The sequence below is a fragment of the Kitasatospora sp. NPDC097643 genome, assembly GCF_040302625.1.
Lineage (GTDB): Bacteria > Actinomycetota > Actinomycetes > Streptomycetales > Streptomycetaceae > Kitasatospora.
In genome coordinates this window covers 62,160-75,905 of sequence record NZ_JBEOSA010000034.1, presented here as the reverse complement: position 1 = coordinate 75,905, position 13,746 = coordinate 62,160, and the positions used below count along the sequence as shown (strand labels likewise).

The window sequence follows — 13,746 nt, the reverse complement described above, 5'->3', positions numbered from 1 at the left end:
GCGCCTTGCTGACCTGCGGGTCTGCGGTGCCGAGCAGCACGGTTCACTCGATCAGGCGAGCTTGGTGGTCCGGAGAGAGGGGAGAGGACGGGGGGATCGTTCGATCAAGAAGGGAAGGCGCTCATGCGCGCGAAACCGGCCCGCCAGAACTGGGCCGCAGCCCTGTGAAGTTGACTCTCCGTCCGGGGGAGGAGCAGGGCCTGGCGCGAATCCAGCGTGAGCTGCGGACGTTCCTTGCCGCTCTGCCGTTGGCCGAGGTCGAGCGTTCGGCGGTCCACGTCGCGGTTCTCGAAGCGGTCGTCAACGCCGTCCGGCACGGTCGCGGCGACGAGGAACAGGCGGCAACGCTCGACCTCGACGTCGTGGCCGGGCGGATCGTGGCGACGGTCACGGACCACGGGCCCGGGTTCGACCCGGCGTCCTGTCCCGATCCGCTCGCCGCCGAGCGCATACGTCTGCCCCACGGCCGGGGCGTTCTGCTGATGCGCGCGCTCATGGACGACGTCGACTTCGCCTTCCCGCCCGGCGGCGGCACCCGCGTCACGCTCCGCCGGACCATCCCCTCCTCCGCCCCGACCGGGGCCCAACAGCACAAAGGAGCAACCCTCATGCGTCCGATCGTCAAGGTCGACGGCGGCACCGGCAAGATGATCCTCATCGGCCAGTTCGACTTCAACCTTCACCGCGAGTTCCGGCAGGCATCGCAGGAACTCCTCGACAATCCGGAGGTGAAGCTGATCGAGATCGACTTCGACCAGGTCCCGTTCCTCGATTCCAGCGCGCTCGGGATGCTCCTGCTCCTCAAGGAGCGTGCCGCAGGCCAGAAGAAGTCGCTGGAGCTCTGCAACTGTCGTGAGGCGGTCCAGCAGGTCTTCGAGATCGCGGCCTTCAACAAGATGTTCACCATCCGCTGACAGCCAGGAGGCGGCACCCGCCGCCATCTGATCCGGCTCGCACACCTTCACCGACTCGCGGGGCCGCGCCGCCGGCACGGCCCCGCGAGTTCGTGTCCTCGGCACCGTCAGAGCGTCGACCAGCCGGTGGTCCCGAGGATGCTGGAGGCCGCCGCGCCCGGGACGGCGGGGGTCTCGTAGCGCACGGGGCAGCCGGCCATTCGGCCGCCGACGATCAGGGGGCCGAACACGGCGGCGGTGGACAGGGGCAGGTACTCCTCGCGTTCGCGGTCGTACACGTCGGCGGCGAGGGCGGTGCTGTGGACGGCCTGCTGGACGATCCAGGTGCCGGCGGTGCGGGCCTTGGTGATGACCGCCGACCACTGCGCGTCGTCGTACCGGGAGCCCAGGTGGACGTCGAAGTTCTGGTCGCCGTCGGAGCGCTTGAGCACGAAGTCGGCCCGCCGGCGGGTCAGCAGGTCGGTCAACTGCCACTTCTCGCCCTGGAATTCGACGTCGTCCTCGCGGATGCCGCGCGTCCAGGGCAGGTAGGTGTCGACGAACTCCCGGTCCGCCGCGCCCATCCACTCCGGGTGGCCGGACAGCACCGCGAACAGCTGCTTGTTGGCGACCTGGTAGGAGCTCTGCGGGGTGAGCACGGTGGCGCCGCAGGTGCGGATGGGCAGCAGTGCGGCGGGGTCGCGGCCCGCGTCGATCCACTCCTGGGGGACGACGCGTTCCAGCACCAGCGGGAACTCGCCGCGCCGGGTGGCGAGGGCGTCGACGAACTCGCCGGTGTCGAAGTACTCGGCGTCGATACCGGCCTTGCGCAGGGCGTCGATCTCGATGCCGTAGTAGCGGCGGTCCTGGACGCCGACGTCGGGCAGGTAGCCGATCAGGGCGAGTTTCGGGTCGAGGCCGTGGTCGGCGAGGACGGTGCGCAGCAGGTCGTTGCGGGCGGTCAGCGGGTCGTCGAGGGTGAGGGCGGCGCTGACGCGGGCGGGCAGCAGCTGGCGCCACAGCTCGTTGAGGAGGTGGGTGAAGACCTGCCCGCCGGTGGCGGAGCAGAAGTTGAACTCGATGAACTTCCAGCCCTCGTCGGTGAGGATGACGTCGGGGCGGCCGATGGCGGTGGCGTAGCGGTGCTCGAAGTCATCGTCGCGGTAGAAGGCGGTGAGCCGTTCGTCGAGGCCCAGGGCCCGGTGCCGGGCCAGGCAGGTGTCGCCGAGGTGCCAGGCGGCGGTGCGCAGCAGGCCGGCGAGGCGGGTGGCGGCGCCCTCCAGTTCGACGCCGCGTTCGGCGGGCAGCACGAGCGGGCCGGCGGGGGAGAGGCGGTCGAACCAGAAGGTGCGAAAGCCCCGGAACTGGTGGTCGAGGGCGTTGTGCAGCTGCCGCGGGTCGGCGACGGCGGCCGGGGAGGGGGCGGTCACGGTCATTGCTCCTGAGGGCGGACGAAGGCGGAGGGGCGCAGGTCGCGGTGGCCGAACGCGGCTTCCAGGGCGGCCCCGGCGCGCAGCAGGGCGGCCTCGCCGAAGCGCGGGCCGACCAGCTGCACCCCGATCGGCAGGCCGTTGCCGGCCGGGCCCAGCGGCAGGGACATCGCGGGGTGGCCGGTGAGCGCGAAGGGGATGGTCTGCATGTCGTTGGCCAGGCGCGGCGGCGGCCAGTCGAGCGGGAAGTCGTCGAAGCGGGCGGCGGTGGTCTGGCCGCAGGCGGTGACCAGCACGTCGTGGTCGGCGAAGACCCGCCGGTCGAGCGCCTCGACGAGCCGGCCGCGGACCTCCATCGCCCGCAGCAGCTCGGCGGCGGCGATCCCGGCCCCGGGCATGAACTTCTGGTAGGTGATGCGGCCGAAGGAGCGCGGCGCCTCGCGCAGGCTGCGCTCGTGCACGGCGAAGCCCTCGGCGGCCATGACGATCCGTCCGCAGGCGTTGAACAGCTCGTACGCCGGCAGTCGCACCTCCTCGACGACGGCGCCCCGCTGCTCCAGGTGCTCCAGGGCCCGCTCGATGCCGCGGACGATCTCCGGCAGGGTGTCCGGGTCGTCGGCGTACCAGGCGCTGGAGTACGCCACCCGCAGGCCGCGCACGTCCCCGTCCAGCCCGGCCAGGTAGTCGGGGGCGGTGGGCGCGTCGCGGGTGCGCGGGTCGCGCGGGTCGGGCCCGGCGACGGCCTGGAGGGCGGCGGCGGTGTCGGCGACGGTCCAGCCGATCGGCCCGAAGTGGTCCATGGTGGGCGACAGCGGGGTCGCGCCGTACCCGGAGACCAGGCCGTGGGTGGGCTTGAGGCCGACGGTGCCGCAGTGGAAGGCCGGGCCGCGCATCGAGCCGGCGGTGTCGGAGCCGAAGGCGACCCGCAGGAACCCGGCGGCCACCGCCACCCCGGCACCGGAGGAGGAGCCGCTGGGGATGTGGTCGAGCTGCCACGGGTTGCGGGCGGGCGGGAACGGCAGGTCGTGGCTGGGCCCGCCCATCGCGAACTCGTAGGTGGCGAGCTTGCCCAGCAGCACGCCGCCGCCGGCGCGCAGCCGCTCCTCCACCGCGCTGTCGCGCTTCGCGACGCGCTCCAGCGTCAGGAACGACTGGTTGGTGGTGGGCAGGCCCTCGGCGTCGAAGATGTCCTTCAGCGCGTACGGGATGCCGTGCAGCGGGCCGCGGTCCCGGCCCGCGCGCAGTTCCCGGTCGGCCCGGCGGGCCCGCTCCAGGGCCTGCTCGCGGGCGACCAGCACGAAGGAGTGCAGCGCCGCGTCGTGCGCGTCGATGCGCGCCAGCGCGTGCTCGGTCAGCTCCACCGAGGTGAGCTCCCCGGTGCGCAGCAGCGCCCCGGCCCGGGCGACGGACAGCTCCGACAGGTCGGCGGCGGCGGAGACGTCAGACATCGGCGCTCTCCAGGTCCAGGTCGCGCAGCAGCTGCGCCATGGCCCGCAGCGAGCGGTGGCCGGCCAGGACGCCGGGGGCGAGGTCCGGCGGCATCGCGATGTCCAGGCGGGCGAGGAGGGAGGTGAACTCCCGGTCCGCGGCCTGGGCCGCCTCCTCGGTGGTGCCGGCGTGTGGCACGGGCGGTCTTCCCTTCGGTACGTGCACGAGCTCGGTACGTGCAGCAACGCAGCAGCGCGTTCAGCGGGTCGTGCGGTGGGTGCGCCCGACGAGGTGGGCGCAGGTGACGAGGTCGAGCGAGGCGTGCCCGGTGGAGCTGAAGACGGTCGGGCCCCGCCACAGCGCGTCCGGGTCGCGGTCCGCCCGGTCGAGCAGGGCGTGCAGGTCGAGCGCGTCGCGGTGGATCCCGCCGGCCTCGGCGACGGCGGTCGGCACGTCCTCGACGACGACGGTGGCGGCGGCCAGCAGCTCGTGCGGGACCTCGCGGGAGGCGGTGGTGTGCGCGCCCATGCAGTTGACGTGCACGTGGGCGGGCAGGTCGGCGGCCAGCGGCAGCGGCAGCACCGAGGTGGTCGCGGTGGAGACGACGTCCGCGCCCTCGGTGGCCTCCTCGACGGAGGCGCAGGCCACCGCCTCCACCGCCCCGGTGGCCCGGATCCGTGCGCACAGCGCGGCGGCGCCGGCCGGGGTGCGGGAGTGCACCCGCACCCGGGTGATGCCGCGCACCGCCGTCACCCCGAGGTACTGCTGCCAGGCCTGCACCCCGGAGCCGACGATCGCCAGCTCGGCGGCGGCGGGGGCCGCGCAGTGGTCGGTGACCAGGGCGGTGACGGCGGCGCACTTGAGGTTGGTGACGGCCGCGCCGTCCAGGACCTCCAGCAGTTCGCCGGTGGCGGTGGAGAACACCGGGACGACGGAGGTGACGGTCGGCCCGTTCCCGTCGGTGATGGTGGCGGTCTTGACGACGTAGAGCCCGAGGTCGGGGGAGAGCGCGGGCATGGCCAGGCCGCGGGTGCCGTGCCCGTCCTCGACGGTCTGGCGCAGCGGCACGCTCATCCGCCGCAGGGCGCCGCTGCGCAGGCTCTCGTGCAGCAGCGCGGCGACGGCCGTCACCGCGCCGGGCGCGTGGTCCATGTACGGGGGGCGCGGCTGCGAGGGGTTCACAGCTCGGCCAGGGCGTCGAGCAGGTCGGCGGCGAAGCGTTCAGTGAGGTCGGTGGGCATGTCGCCGCGCAGCATCATCCGCACGCCGGCCTGGTTCTGGGCGACGATGGGGAAGAACATGGCGGAGCAGTAGTAGCCGCGCCGGTAGAGCTCGTTGGACAGCCTGACCGCGCGGTCGTTGTCGCCGGTGACGACGAACTTGATGTGCGAGCCGGTGCCGCGCAGGTCGTGGCCGTCCAGGCGTTCGTCGAACAGGGCGATGTTGTGGGCGAGTTGGCGCTGGCGTTCGCCGAGTTCGGGGCTGCGGTGGACTTCCAGGGAGCCCAGGGTGGTGCCGATGGCGGCGGTGCGCAGGCCCTGGGACCAGGCGAGCGGGCCGGAGCGGTAGAGCAGGTCGAACAGGCGGCGCTGCCCGGTCATGGCCAGGCCGCCGGTGGAGCCGAAGGCCTTGGCGATGGAGGCGACGAGCAGGGTGCGCTCGCCCAGGTCGTCGAAGACGGTGCGGGCGTAGCCGCGGCCGCCCTCGCCGACGGCGGACAGCGCGTGCGAGTCGTCGAGGTAGACGAACATGCCGTAGCGCTCCTGGAGGGCCCGGATGCCCTCCAGGTCGGCCTGGCCGCCGGTCGAGTAGACGCCCTCGCCGACGTAGGCGACCCGCGGGTACTTCTTGCAGACGTCCTCCAGGTACTCCATGTCGTTGTGCGGGCAGGTGAGCACCAGCGTCTCGTCGGCGAGGACGGGCTTGAGGAAGTTCATCGAGAAGTGCGCGAAGCGGTCGAACACGACGACCAGCGGCTCGCTGTCGGTCAGGTGGCCCGAGGCCAGCAGCGGCAGGATCGCGGCGCTGAGCACCCCGCAGGACACCGACGGCAGCACGTGCGCGCCGAAGTGCGCGGACAGTTCCTCCTCCAGGCGTTCCACGATGCCCAGCCGGATGCGGAACTCGCCCATGGACAGCCCGGTGACGCGCTCCTGGGCCAGCGCGGCGCGCCCGGCCTCGACGACCACGGGGTGGCTGTTGAGGCCGAGGTAGGAGCAGGACGACAGGTTCGCGAACTCGTGCCCGGTGCGCACCTCGCGCAGCCGGTTCTGCCCGTCGACGGCCTCGACGACCAGGCCGAGCATCCCGTGTTCGCGGGCCAGGCCCCAGGCGGCCTCGCTGGCCGGGACCATCTTCTGGTTGTTGCGCCACCGGTGCGGGCCGGTGATGTCACCGTTGCCGGTGATGGACTCGCTCATCGCGCTTCTCCTCGTTGTTCACCGCGGTGCTGTTCACCACGGTGTTCGCGCAGCCAGGCGCCGAGCCGGGCGACGGCCTGACGGGCCTTGCCCAGGCGGGCGTGGTGCAGGTGCCAGACGTGGACCATGCCGGGCCACACCTCCAGCTCGCCGGTGCCGCCGGCCGCGTCCAGGGCGGCGGTGAAGCGCTGGGCGTCGCTGAGCAGCACCTCGCGGCTGCCGACCTGGACGAGCACCGGCGGCAGGCCGGTGACGTCCCCGAACAGCGGGGACACGTACGGGTCGGCGGGCTGCACGGCGTCGGCCAGGTAGGCGGCGGTGACCAGCGCCACCACGTCCTGGCTGAGCATCGGGTCCTGGTCGGCCAGGGTGCGGTGGGTCTCGCCGGAGCCGGTCAGGTCGGTCCACGGCGAGATGCAGGCGGCCGCGGCGGGCAGCTCGACGCCCTGGTCGCGCAGCCGCAGCAGGGTGGCGAGCACCAGGCCGCCGCCGGCGGAGTCGCCGGCGAACACGACGTCGCGGGCGGCGGTGCCGCCGGCCAGCAGGGCCCGGTAGGCGGCGACGGCGTCGTCCAGCGCGGCGGGGTAGGGGTGTTCGGGGGCGCGCCGGTAGTCCACGAAGAACATCCGGCAGCGGGCGGCGCGGGCGATCTCGGCGGCCAGCGCGCCGTGGCTGCGCAGCGACCCGTAGACGTAGCCGCCGCCGTGCAGGAAGAGCCCGGTGCGCTCGCCGTCGACCTCGGGCGGGGTGAGCAGGAAGCCGCCCGGGCGGGCCTCGACGACGACGTCGTCGGCGATCGGCGTGCCCCACGCGTCGTAGAACTGCCGGGCCTCGTCGATGTCGGCGGGCCAGTCGTGCGCCGCGAGCGACGCCAGGAGCTCGGCGAGCTCGGCGGCGTCGCCCGCGGACATGACCGGCACGCCGGTCGGGGTGGAGCTCATCGCCCGGCGGCCCCGTCCTCGTGCTGCCCGGCGGCGGCCTCGACGGGCGCGATGCCGCGGTGGTAGCGCTCGCGGGAGGCCTCGTCCGGGGCGTGCATGATCGGCGCGGGGGTCTCCAGGCCGTAGTGGGTGAACCACTTGGCCAGCTCCACGCCCTCAGCGAACTGGTACTCCAGGTGCCGGATCGGGCGGCGCGAGGGCCGGGAGGCGTCGACCGGGCGCGGCTCGGAGCCGGCGTGCGCGAGCCCGCCGTCGACCTCGTTCAGCAGCACCACCATCGCCAGGTCGGCGGACAGGTCCACCTCCAGCGCGCTGGCGTAGCCGGCCAGGATCGGGGCGGCGTGCTCCTCGCGCACCGCGACGTTGTAGCTGTGCGGCATCAGCTCGATCAGCTCGCCCGGCGCGGTGCCGGTGTCGCGGCAGTAGGCGCGGGTGTCGCAGATGACCGGGACGCCGCCGGCGATGTTGGTGTTGGGGCCGTAGATGTTGCCGACGAACGGCGTGGCCGAGTCGAAGTGCACGCACTTGGTGGTGAGGAACTCGCGCTCGGCGGTGTGGTCGCCGTTCGGGGTGAAGGCGGTGTTCTTGTTGTAGCCGTCGACGTCCATGCCGGCGATGCGGTCGTAGTCCATCACGACCGGACTGAACGGGGCGACGTCGATCCGCTCGCCGAAGGCGCGGAACAGCGACTCCAGGTAGTCACGGGCCACTTCGGCGTCCTGGGTGTCGTGGACGTCCAGGCCGTGGCGCTCCAGCACCTGGGCCGCACCGTGGCAGACGGCGACGCCCTCGCCCTCGGCCACCAGATGGACCAGTTCGGTGACGACGGCGTCGCCGACCGGGCGCAGCCGGCCGTCGACCAGCTCGGTCGGGTAGGCGGAGACGTCGACGAGCGCGTGCGCGGGCAGGGTCTTCACAGGGATGCTCCCGAAATCGTACGTACAGGAAGAGAGTTGATGGATCGTCAGGAGGACGGCCGGGAGGCGTCGGGCGCGTGGAGGGCCAGCATGCGCTTGGCCCGCAGCACGAACGGCGGCGCCAGCACCCGGTCCTTCTCCACCCGGAACCCGGATTCGGCGTCGTAGTCCGCGACCACCCGCCGGTACTCGGCCAGCTCCTCGGAACCGACCGTGAAGGTCCGGGCGATCGTGTCGACCTGCCCGGGGTGGATCGCCGCCTTCCCGGTGAACCCGGCCGCGCGCGAGGCCCGGCACTGCGCCGCGACGAGCTCCAGGTCGTGCAGCTCGAAGGAGTTGGTGTCGATCGCCGGCACCCGGTGGCGGGCCGCCGCGGCACACAGCCGCGAACGCGCGTAGTCCAGGTAGAACGGGTCCTCCGCGTACAGCTCGGCCGTCAGGTCCGCCTGCCCGAAGCACAGACCGTCACTGACCTGCGCGATCGCGAAGGCGTTCTCCACCGCGTCCACGGTCTCGATGAAGCTGCAGATCCGCGGCGGCCTCGACGTCAGCTCCAGCAGCCGGCGGTAGACCGCCACGTCCCCGGCGCCGCAGATCTTGGGGACGAACACCACGTCGACGCGGACCCCGCCGATCACCGCGTCCAGCTCCAGCAGCGTGCGCAGGTCCTCCAGGCCCGCCGGGGTGGTGATGCTGTTCACCCGCAGCCCCAGCGCCGGCAGGCCCGCCCCGGTCAGGTCCACCTGCCCCAGCTGCGCCCGCGCCTCGGCCTTCTTCTCCGGGTGGACGGAGTCCTCCAGGTCCACCACCAGCATGTCCGCGCGCACCCGGCCCGGCTCGGCCATCTTCGCCAGCCGCAGCGCCGGGGTGTACAACAGGCTCGCGTACGACCTCACTTGGCGTCCTCCCGCCCGAACAGCAGGTTCATCTTCTGCCGGGAGAAGTCCTCGTAGCGGATCGGCCCGTACTTCGCCGGCCGCTCGGCGGTGAACTTCGGGAAGCACTCGATGACGGTGTCGTCGTTGGCCAGCTTGAAGAACACGATCGACTGCCGCCGCCGCTCCGCCAGGCGCACCCGGTGCGGCGTGGAGACGTACTCGTCGTTGGACCAACGCGCCATCAGGTCACCGATGTTGACGATGAAGCTGTCCCGCCCGCCGGCCTGCACGTCCAGCCACCGCCCCGAGCGGTCCTGCAACTGCAGGCCCGGACCGTCCTGGGTCAGCAGGGTGATCAGCGTCCCGTCGGTGTGCTGCCCCATCCCCTGGTCGTTCAGGAACTCCGGCGCCACCCCCGGGTACAGGTGCGAGCGCAGCGAGTCGTTGGAGGTGTCGGTGCGGGTGGCGAAGAAGTCCCGCGGCAGGTCCAGCGCCAGCGCCAGCAGCTCCGCCACCCGACCGGCCACCTGCTCGCACGCCGTGAAGTACCGCTTCAGCGAACCGCGCAGCGCCGCCCCCGACTCACTGTCCGGGAACGGCAGTTCCTCCTCGTCCCGCAGGACCAGGCGCCCGACGCTGAACTTCTCCACGTAGTCCGAGGGCATCCCCGGCCGGCCCGTGTAGGCGTACGCGTTCTCCGACAGCAACGCGCTGTACCCGTACGGGCTGTAGTCGTTGTCGCCGCGCGCGGTGCTGGTGCGCATCGCCAGCTCCCGCTTCTCCTCCAGCGGCAGCGCGAAGAAGTCCAGCGAGGCCGCGTACGCCTCGTCGAACACCGCGGGCGCGATGCCGTGACCGCGCACCACGAAGAACCCGGTGGTGCGGCACGCCTCGGAGATCTCCTCGGCGACCGCGCGCTCGGCCTCGCCGCTCCCGAGAGCCGCTTCCAGGGTGATGACCGGGATCATCGCTTGGCCTCCTGCCGCGGGACGAGGACCGTCCGCTCGAATTCGATCACTGACACGCCGTCCTGGTTCTCACCGGTGGTGTGGACGGTCACGATCCCCTCCCCGGGCCGCTTCGCCGACTCCCGCCGGCTCAGCACCCGGGTGCGGGCGTACAGGGTGTCGCCGACGAAGACCGGCGCGGTCATCCGCACCTTGTCCCAGCCCAGGTTGGCGACGCACTTGGCGCTGATGGTGGACACCGTCATCCCGTTGACGATCCCGAAGGTCACCAGGCTGGAGACCAGGATCTTCCCGAACTGCGTCTGCTCGGCGTAGACGGCGTCGATGTGCAGCGGGTGCTGGTTGAGGCACAGCAGCGAGCTCCACGTGTTGTCGCTCATCGTGATCGTGCGCCCCGGCCGGTGCTCGACCACCTCGCCGGGCACGAAGTCCTCGTAGAACATGCCGTGGTCCTCCCGGAACACCCCGGGTGCCACCTCGGTGTAGGAGCCGCCCTTCACCGTTCCCCCTCCTTCAGCTGCTCCAGGCCGGCCCGGCGCAGCGCCGAGCGGGCCGCGCGGTGCGCCGCGTCGGCGGCGCCGTCCGCGAACCCGATGCCCCACCAGGTCCGCCCGCCGTGCTCCAGCGCGGTGAAGCACACCGTGCCGTCGCCGGTGGTGGCCTGCGTCTCCACGGGGCCGAACGCCAGGCCGTGCGCGGCGGCCAGCTTGGCGACCGCCTCCGGCGCGTCGACGCCCTGCGGCGCGGTCGAGACCGCGTCCAGGTGGTACGTCTTCTCCAGCAGGCTCCGCAGCTCGGCGGGCTCCAGCTCCCGGCCCAGCCGGTCGGCGGCGCCCTGGACGACGGTGGCGAAGTCCCGCCGCAGCGGCACCGGCAGGTCGATGCCCCAGCCGGCCTTCAGCACGTAGGCGATGCCGCCCTTGCCGGACTGGCTGTTCACCCGGATGATCGCCTCGTAGGTGCGCCCGACGTCCTTCGGGTCGATCGGCAGGTACGGCACCTGCCAGCCCAACGTCCCGACCGGCACGCCCTGTTCGCCGGCCCGGGCGGCCAGCGCCGCCAGGCCCTTGGCGATGGCGTCCTGGTGGGTGCCGGAGAACGCGGTGTACACCAGGTCCCCGGCGTAGGGGTGGCGCGGGTGCACCGGCAGCCGGTTGCACTCCTCGACCACCGCGCGCACGGCGTCGATGTCGCCGAACTCCAGCTGCGGGTCGACGCCCTGACTGAACAGGTTGAGCGCGAGCGTCACCAGGCAGACGTTGCCGGTGCGCTCCCCGTTGCCGAACAGGGTGCCCTCGACGCGGTCGGCGCCGGCCATCAGCGCCAGCTCTGCGGAGGCCACCGCGGTGCCGCGGTCGTTGTGCGGGTGCACCGACAGCACGATCGCCTCGCGCCGCTCCAGGTTGCGGTGCATCCACTCCACCTGGTCGGCGAACACGTTGGGGGAGTGGGTCTCCACCGTGGTGGGCAGGTTGAGCACCAGCGGCCGCTCGGGGCAGGCCTCCACGGTCTCGGCCACCAGGTTCGCGATCTCCAGCGCGAACTCCGGCTCGGTCAGGTTGAACGTCTCCGGCGAGTACTCGAACCGCACGTCGGTGCCCTTGGCCCGCTCGGCGAGGCGGACCAGCTGCCGCGCGCCGTCCAGGGCCATCTGCCGCACCTGCTCGCGGGTCATGCCGAACACGACCTCCCGCCACAGGCAGGCCGTCGCGTGGCACAGGTGGACGGTGGCGCGCTCGGCCCCGCGAACGGCCTCGAAGGTCCGCTCGATGAGTTCCGGCCGGGCCGGCGTGAAAACCGACACCGTCACGTCGTCCGGAATTTCCCCGGAACGCACCAGGGACCGGACGAAATCGAAATCGTCGGTGCTGGCCGCCGGATATCCGATTTCGATGTCCTTGAAACCGGCGGCGACCAGCTGCTCGAACATCCGCCGTTTCCTCGGCGGGTCCATCGGATCGGCCAGTGCCTGGTTTCCGTCCCGCAGGTCGACCGACGCCCACACCGGGGCCCGGTCCAGGGCCCGGTCGGGCCAGCGCCGCAGCCAACCTGCGGTGGGCATCGGCTCGTTCCGCGCATAGCGCTGGAACGGCATCGACGAAGGGCGCTGCGGAATTCCCCGGTTCCGCTCCGGGAAAGGCAGTGGTGAACCCGTTCCGTGTGCTCCCATGCTGCCTCCTCTCGCTGTTCTCGGCGGCCCCGACACTACGGAGCGCCGACCGCGCCGGGGAAGCAGAGGATCTTCTACACCGGACCCTGGAATCGGACGTATCCGGGTATTCCGGCGGTTATGGCGGGGCCGTGGTTGACGGCACCGCTTTTCCCGTGGCTAGGATTTCGCGGCACCGCCCGGCGGAATTCACCGCGGCACTGCGCCGCACCGCCTGACGCCGCACCGCCCGACCGCCCGAACCGCCCCACCGCGCCCCGCCCTTGACCGCCTCACCGGAACGGCAGCCGCATGGCCAAAGCGACCAGCGTCGACCACGACGACCCGACCACCGCGGACGAGACCCTCCTCAGACCCCGGCGCGTCCTGACGGCGGCGAGCCTGGCGACCGCGATGATCGTCATCGACGTCAGCATCGTGAACGTCGCCATCCCCGCGATCCGCGCGAGCCTGCACAGCGGCCTGTCCACCATGCAACTGGTCGTCGACGCCTACGCGGTGGTGATGGCCAGCCTGGTGCTGGCCGGGGCGGCGCTGGTCGCCCGCTACGGTGCGGTGCGGATGTTCCGGCTGGGCGTGGCCGTCTTCGGCGTCACCTCCGTGCTGTGCGGACTGGCCCCCGACGGGCCGGCGCTGGTGGCCGGGCGCGCCCTCCAGGGCCTGGGCGGCGTCCTGCTCACCCCCGCCACCCTGGTGATGCTCACCGACACCTACCGCGACCCCGACGACCGGGCCAAGGCCGTCTCGGTATGGGCGATGGTCGGCGGCAGCCCGGTCGCCTTCGGCCCGGTGCTGGGCGGGGCACTGGTGTCCGCGGTCGGCTGGCGCAGCATCTTCCTGGTCAACGTGCCCGTGGTGCTGGCCGTGCTGTGGCTGTCGTCCCGTCACATGCCGCCCGCCCAGCCGCAGGCCCGCCACCAGCCGCAGGACCTGCCCGGCCAGCTGCTGGCCGTCGCCGTCCTCGGCGGGATCGCCCTCGCCCTGACCGAAGGACGCGAACTGGGCTTCACCCACCCGCTGCCGGCCTGCGCCGCCGCCGTCGCGGTGCTCGCCGCGGCCGCGTTCGTGCTGCGCCAGCGCACCTGCGCCCACCCGATGATCCCCGCCGACCTGTTCCGCGCCCCGGGCTTTCGCAACTTCGTCGCGGCCGGCCTGCTGCTGTTCGCCGGCTACTACGGCCTGGTGTTCTCGCTCAGCGTCTACCTCCAGCAGTCCCGCGGCTACGACCCCGTCACCACCGGGCTGTGCTTCCTGCCCTGCGCCCTGCCGATCACCCTGATGCCGCTGGTCGCCGGCCGCGTCCACGCCCGCCTGGGTGCGCCCCGGGTGCTCGGCATCGCGGTCGCGTTCACCCTGGCCGGCGGCGTGCTGCTGGCCCTGGTCGGCAGCCGCGCCCCGGTCGGCACCGGGGTCGGGCTGGTCTTCATCGGCCTGGGCTTCGGCCTGGCCACCGTCCCCCAGATCACCCTGGTGATGGCCACCGCCCCGGCCCACCGCTCCGCCCTGGCCAGCGGGTTGATGTCGGCGGGCCGCTCCTCGGGCACCACCATCGGCGTCGCCCTGCTCGGCGGCCTGCCCAGCACCGACGGCATCCTCGCGCCCGCGCTGGCGGCCGTCGCCCTCTACCTGCTGCTGGCCCTCGCCGTCGCCACCGGCGCCCGCCGCCTCCCCGCACCCGCCACCGCCTGACGTCCCACCCCT

13 protein-coding genes are annotated in these 13,746 nt (G+C 72.7%); 2 read left to right on the top strand and 11 right to left on the bottom strand.

Annotated features, from left to right (window positions below):
- The first annotated feature begins 26 nt into the window (after positions 1-26).
- A complete protein-coding gene (locus tag ABTY15_RS22265) occupies positions 27-914 on the top strand; it encodes an ATP-binding protein (protein ID WP_350596573.1) in 888 nt (295 codons plus the stop codon).
- Positions 915-1,021: 107 nt separating this feature from the next.
- Here the strand turns inward: ABTY15_RS22265 and ABTY15_RS22260 are convergent, their stop codons facing one another.
- The 11 genes from ABTY15_RS22260 to ABTY15_RS22210 are packed head-to-tail and all read right to left on the bottom strand — an operon-like array spanning position 1,022 to position 12,045.
- A complete protein-coding gene (locus ABTY15_RS22260; protein ID WP_350596568.1) occupies positions 1,022-2,323 on the bottom strand; it encodes a hypothetical protein in 1,302 nt (433 codons plus the stop codon).
- Positions 2,324-2,325: 2 nt separating this feature from the next.
- On the bottom strand, positions 2,326-3,771 hold the full coding sequence (locus ABTY15_RS22255; protein ID WP_350596564.1) for an amidase: 1,446 nt from the start codon (positions 3,769-3,771) through the stop codon (positions 2,326-2,328).
- A complete protein-coding gene (locus ABTY15_RS22250; RefSeq protein ID WP_350596560.1) occupies positions 3,764-3,949 on the bottom strand; it encodes a hypothetical protein in 186 nt (61 codons plus the stop codon). The genes ABTY15_RS22255 and ABTY15_RS22250 overlap by 8 nt, the downstream gene beginning before the upstream one ends.
- 60 nt (positions 3,950-4,009) lie before the next feature.
- Positions 4,010-4,903: an ornithine cyclodeaminase family protein gene (locus ABTY15_RS22245; RefSeq protein WP_350596557.1), complete on the bottom strand. Its 894-nt coding sequence runs from the start codon at positions 4,901-4,903 to the stop codon at positions 4,010-4,012.
- A 26-nt stretch (positions 4,904-4,929) separates the two neighbouring features.
- Entirely contained in the window at positions 4,930-6,171 is a 1,242-nt protein-coding gene (locus tag ABTY15_RS22240; protein ID WP_350596553.1) for an aminotransferase class I/II-fold pyridoxal phosphate-dependent enzyme, read from the bottom strand.
- Entirely contained in the window at positions 6,168-7,112 is a 945-nt protein-coding gene (locus ABTY15_RS22235; protein WP_350596550.1) for an alpha/beta hydrolase, read from the bottom strand. The genes ABTY15_RS22240 and ABTY15_RS22235 overlap by 4 nt, the downstream gene beginning before the upstream one ends.
- Positions 7,109-8,029: a hypothetical protein gene (locus ABTY15_RS22230; RefSeq protein ID WP_350596545.1), complete on the bottom strand. Its 921-nt coding sequence runs from the start codon at positions 8,027-8,029 to the stop codon at positions 7,109-7,111. Before ABTY15_RS22230 ends, ABTY15_RS22235 begins: the two co-directional genes overlap by 4 nt.
- A gap of 47 nt (positions 8,030-8,076) precedes the next feature.
- A complete protein-coding gene (locus tag ABTY15_RS22225; RefSeq protein ID WP_350596541.1) occupies positions 8,077-8,925 on the bottom strand; it encodes an HpcH/HpaI aldolase/citrate lyase family protein in 849 nt (282 codons plus the stop codon).
- Positions 8,922-9,875 (bottom strand): isopenicillin N synthase family dioxygenase, encoded by a 954-nt coding sequence (locus ABTY15_RS22220; protein WP_350596539.1) that lies wholly within the window; start codon positions 9,873-9,875, stop codon positions 8,922-8,924. Before ABTY15_RS22220 ends, ABTY15_RS22225 begins: the two co-directional genes overlap by 4 nt.
- Positions 9,872-10,318: a MaoC family dehydratase gene (locus ABTY15_RS22215; RefSeq protein WP_350596663.1), complete on the bottom strand. Its 447-nt coding sequence runs from the start codon at positions 10,316-10,318 to the stop codon at positions 9,872-9,874. The genes ABTY15_RS22220 and ABTY15_RS22215 overlap by 4 nt, the downstream gene beginning before the upstream one ends.
- A gap of 53 nt (positions 10,319-10,371) precedes the next feature.
- A complete protein-coding gene (locus tag ABTY15_RS22210; RefSeq protein ID WP_502893562.1) occupies positions 10,372-12,045 on the bottom strand; it encodes a 2-isopropylmalate synthase in 1,674 nt (557 codons plus the stop codon).
- 291 nt (positions 12,046-12,336) lie between these two features.
- On the opposite strand from ABTY15_RS22210, the gene ABTY15_RS22205 reads away from it, so the two are divergent.
- A complete protein-coding gene (locus ABTY15_RS22205) occupies positions 12,337-13,734 on the top strand; it encodes an MFS transporter (protein WP_350596529.1) in 1,398 nt (465 codons plus the stop codon).
- Positions 13,735-13,746: the final 12 nt, after the last annotated feature.

Excerpts from the sequence above, each read along its gene's own strand:
- ABTY15_RS22220 (WP_350596539.1), bottom strand. The coding sequence starts at position 9,875 with ATGATCCCGGTCATCACCCTGGAAGCGGCTCTCGGGAGCGGCGAGGCC.
- ABTY15_RS22205 (WP_350596529.1), top strand. The coding sequence starts at position 12,337 with ATGGCCAAAGCGACCAGCGTCGACCACGACGACCCGACCACCGCGGAC.
- ABTY15_RS22215 (WP_350596663.1), bottom strand. The coding sequence starts at position 10,318 with ATGTTCTACGAGGACTTCGTGCCCGGCGAGGTGGTCGAGCACCGGCCG.
- ABTY15_RS22255 (WP_350596564.1), bottom strand. The coding sequence starts at position 3,771 with ATGTCTGACGTCTCCGCCGCCGCCGACCTGTCGGAGCTGTCCGTCGCC.
- ABTY15_RS22210 (WP_502893562.1), bottom strand. The coding sequence starts at position 12,045 with ATGGGAGCACACGGAACGGGTTCACCACTGCCTTTCCCGGAGCGGAAC.
- ABTY15_RS22240 (WP_350596553.1), bottom strand. The coding sequence starts at position 6,171 with ATGAGCGAGTCCATCACCGGCAACGGTGACATCACCGGCCCGCACCGG.
- ABTY15_RS22235 (WP_350596550.1), bottom strand. The coding sequence starts at position 7,112 with ATGAGCTCCACCCCGACCGGCGTGCCGGTCATGTCCGCGGGCGACGCC.
- ABTY15_RS22245 (WP_350596557.1), bottom strand. The coding sequence starts at position 4,903 with ATGGACCACGCGCCCGGCGCGGTGACGGCCGTCGCCGCGCTGCTGCAC.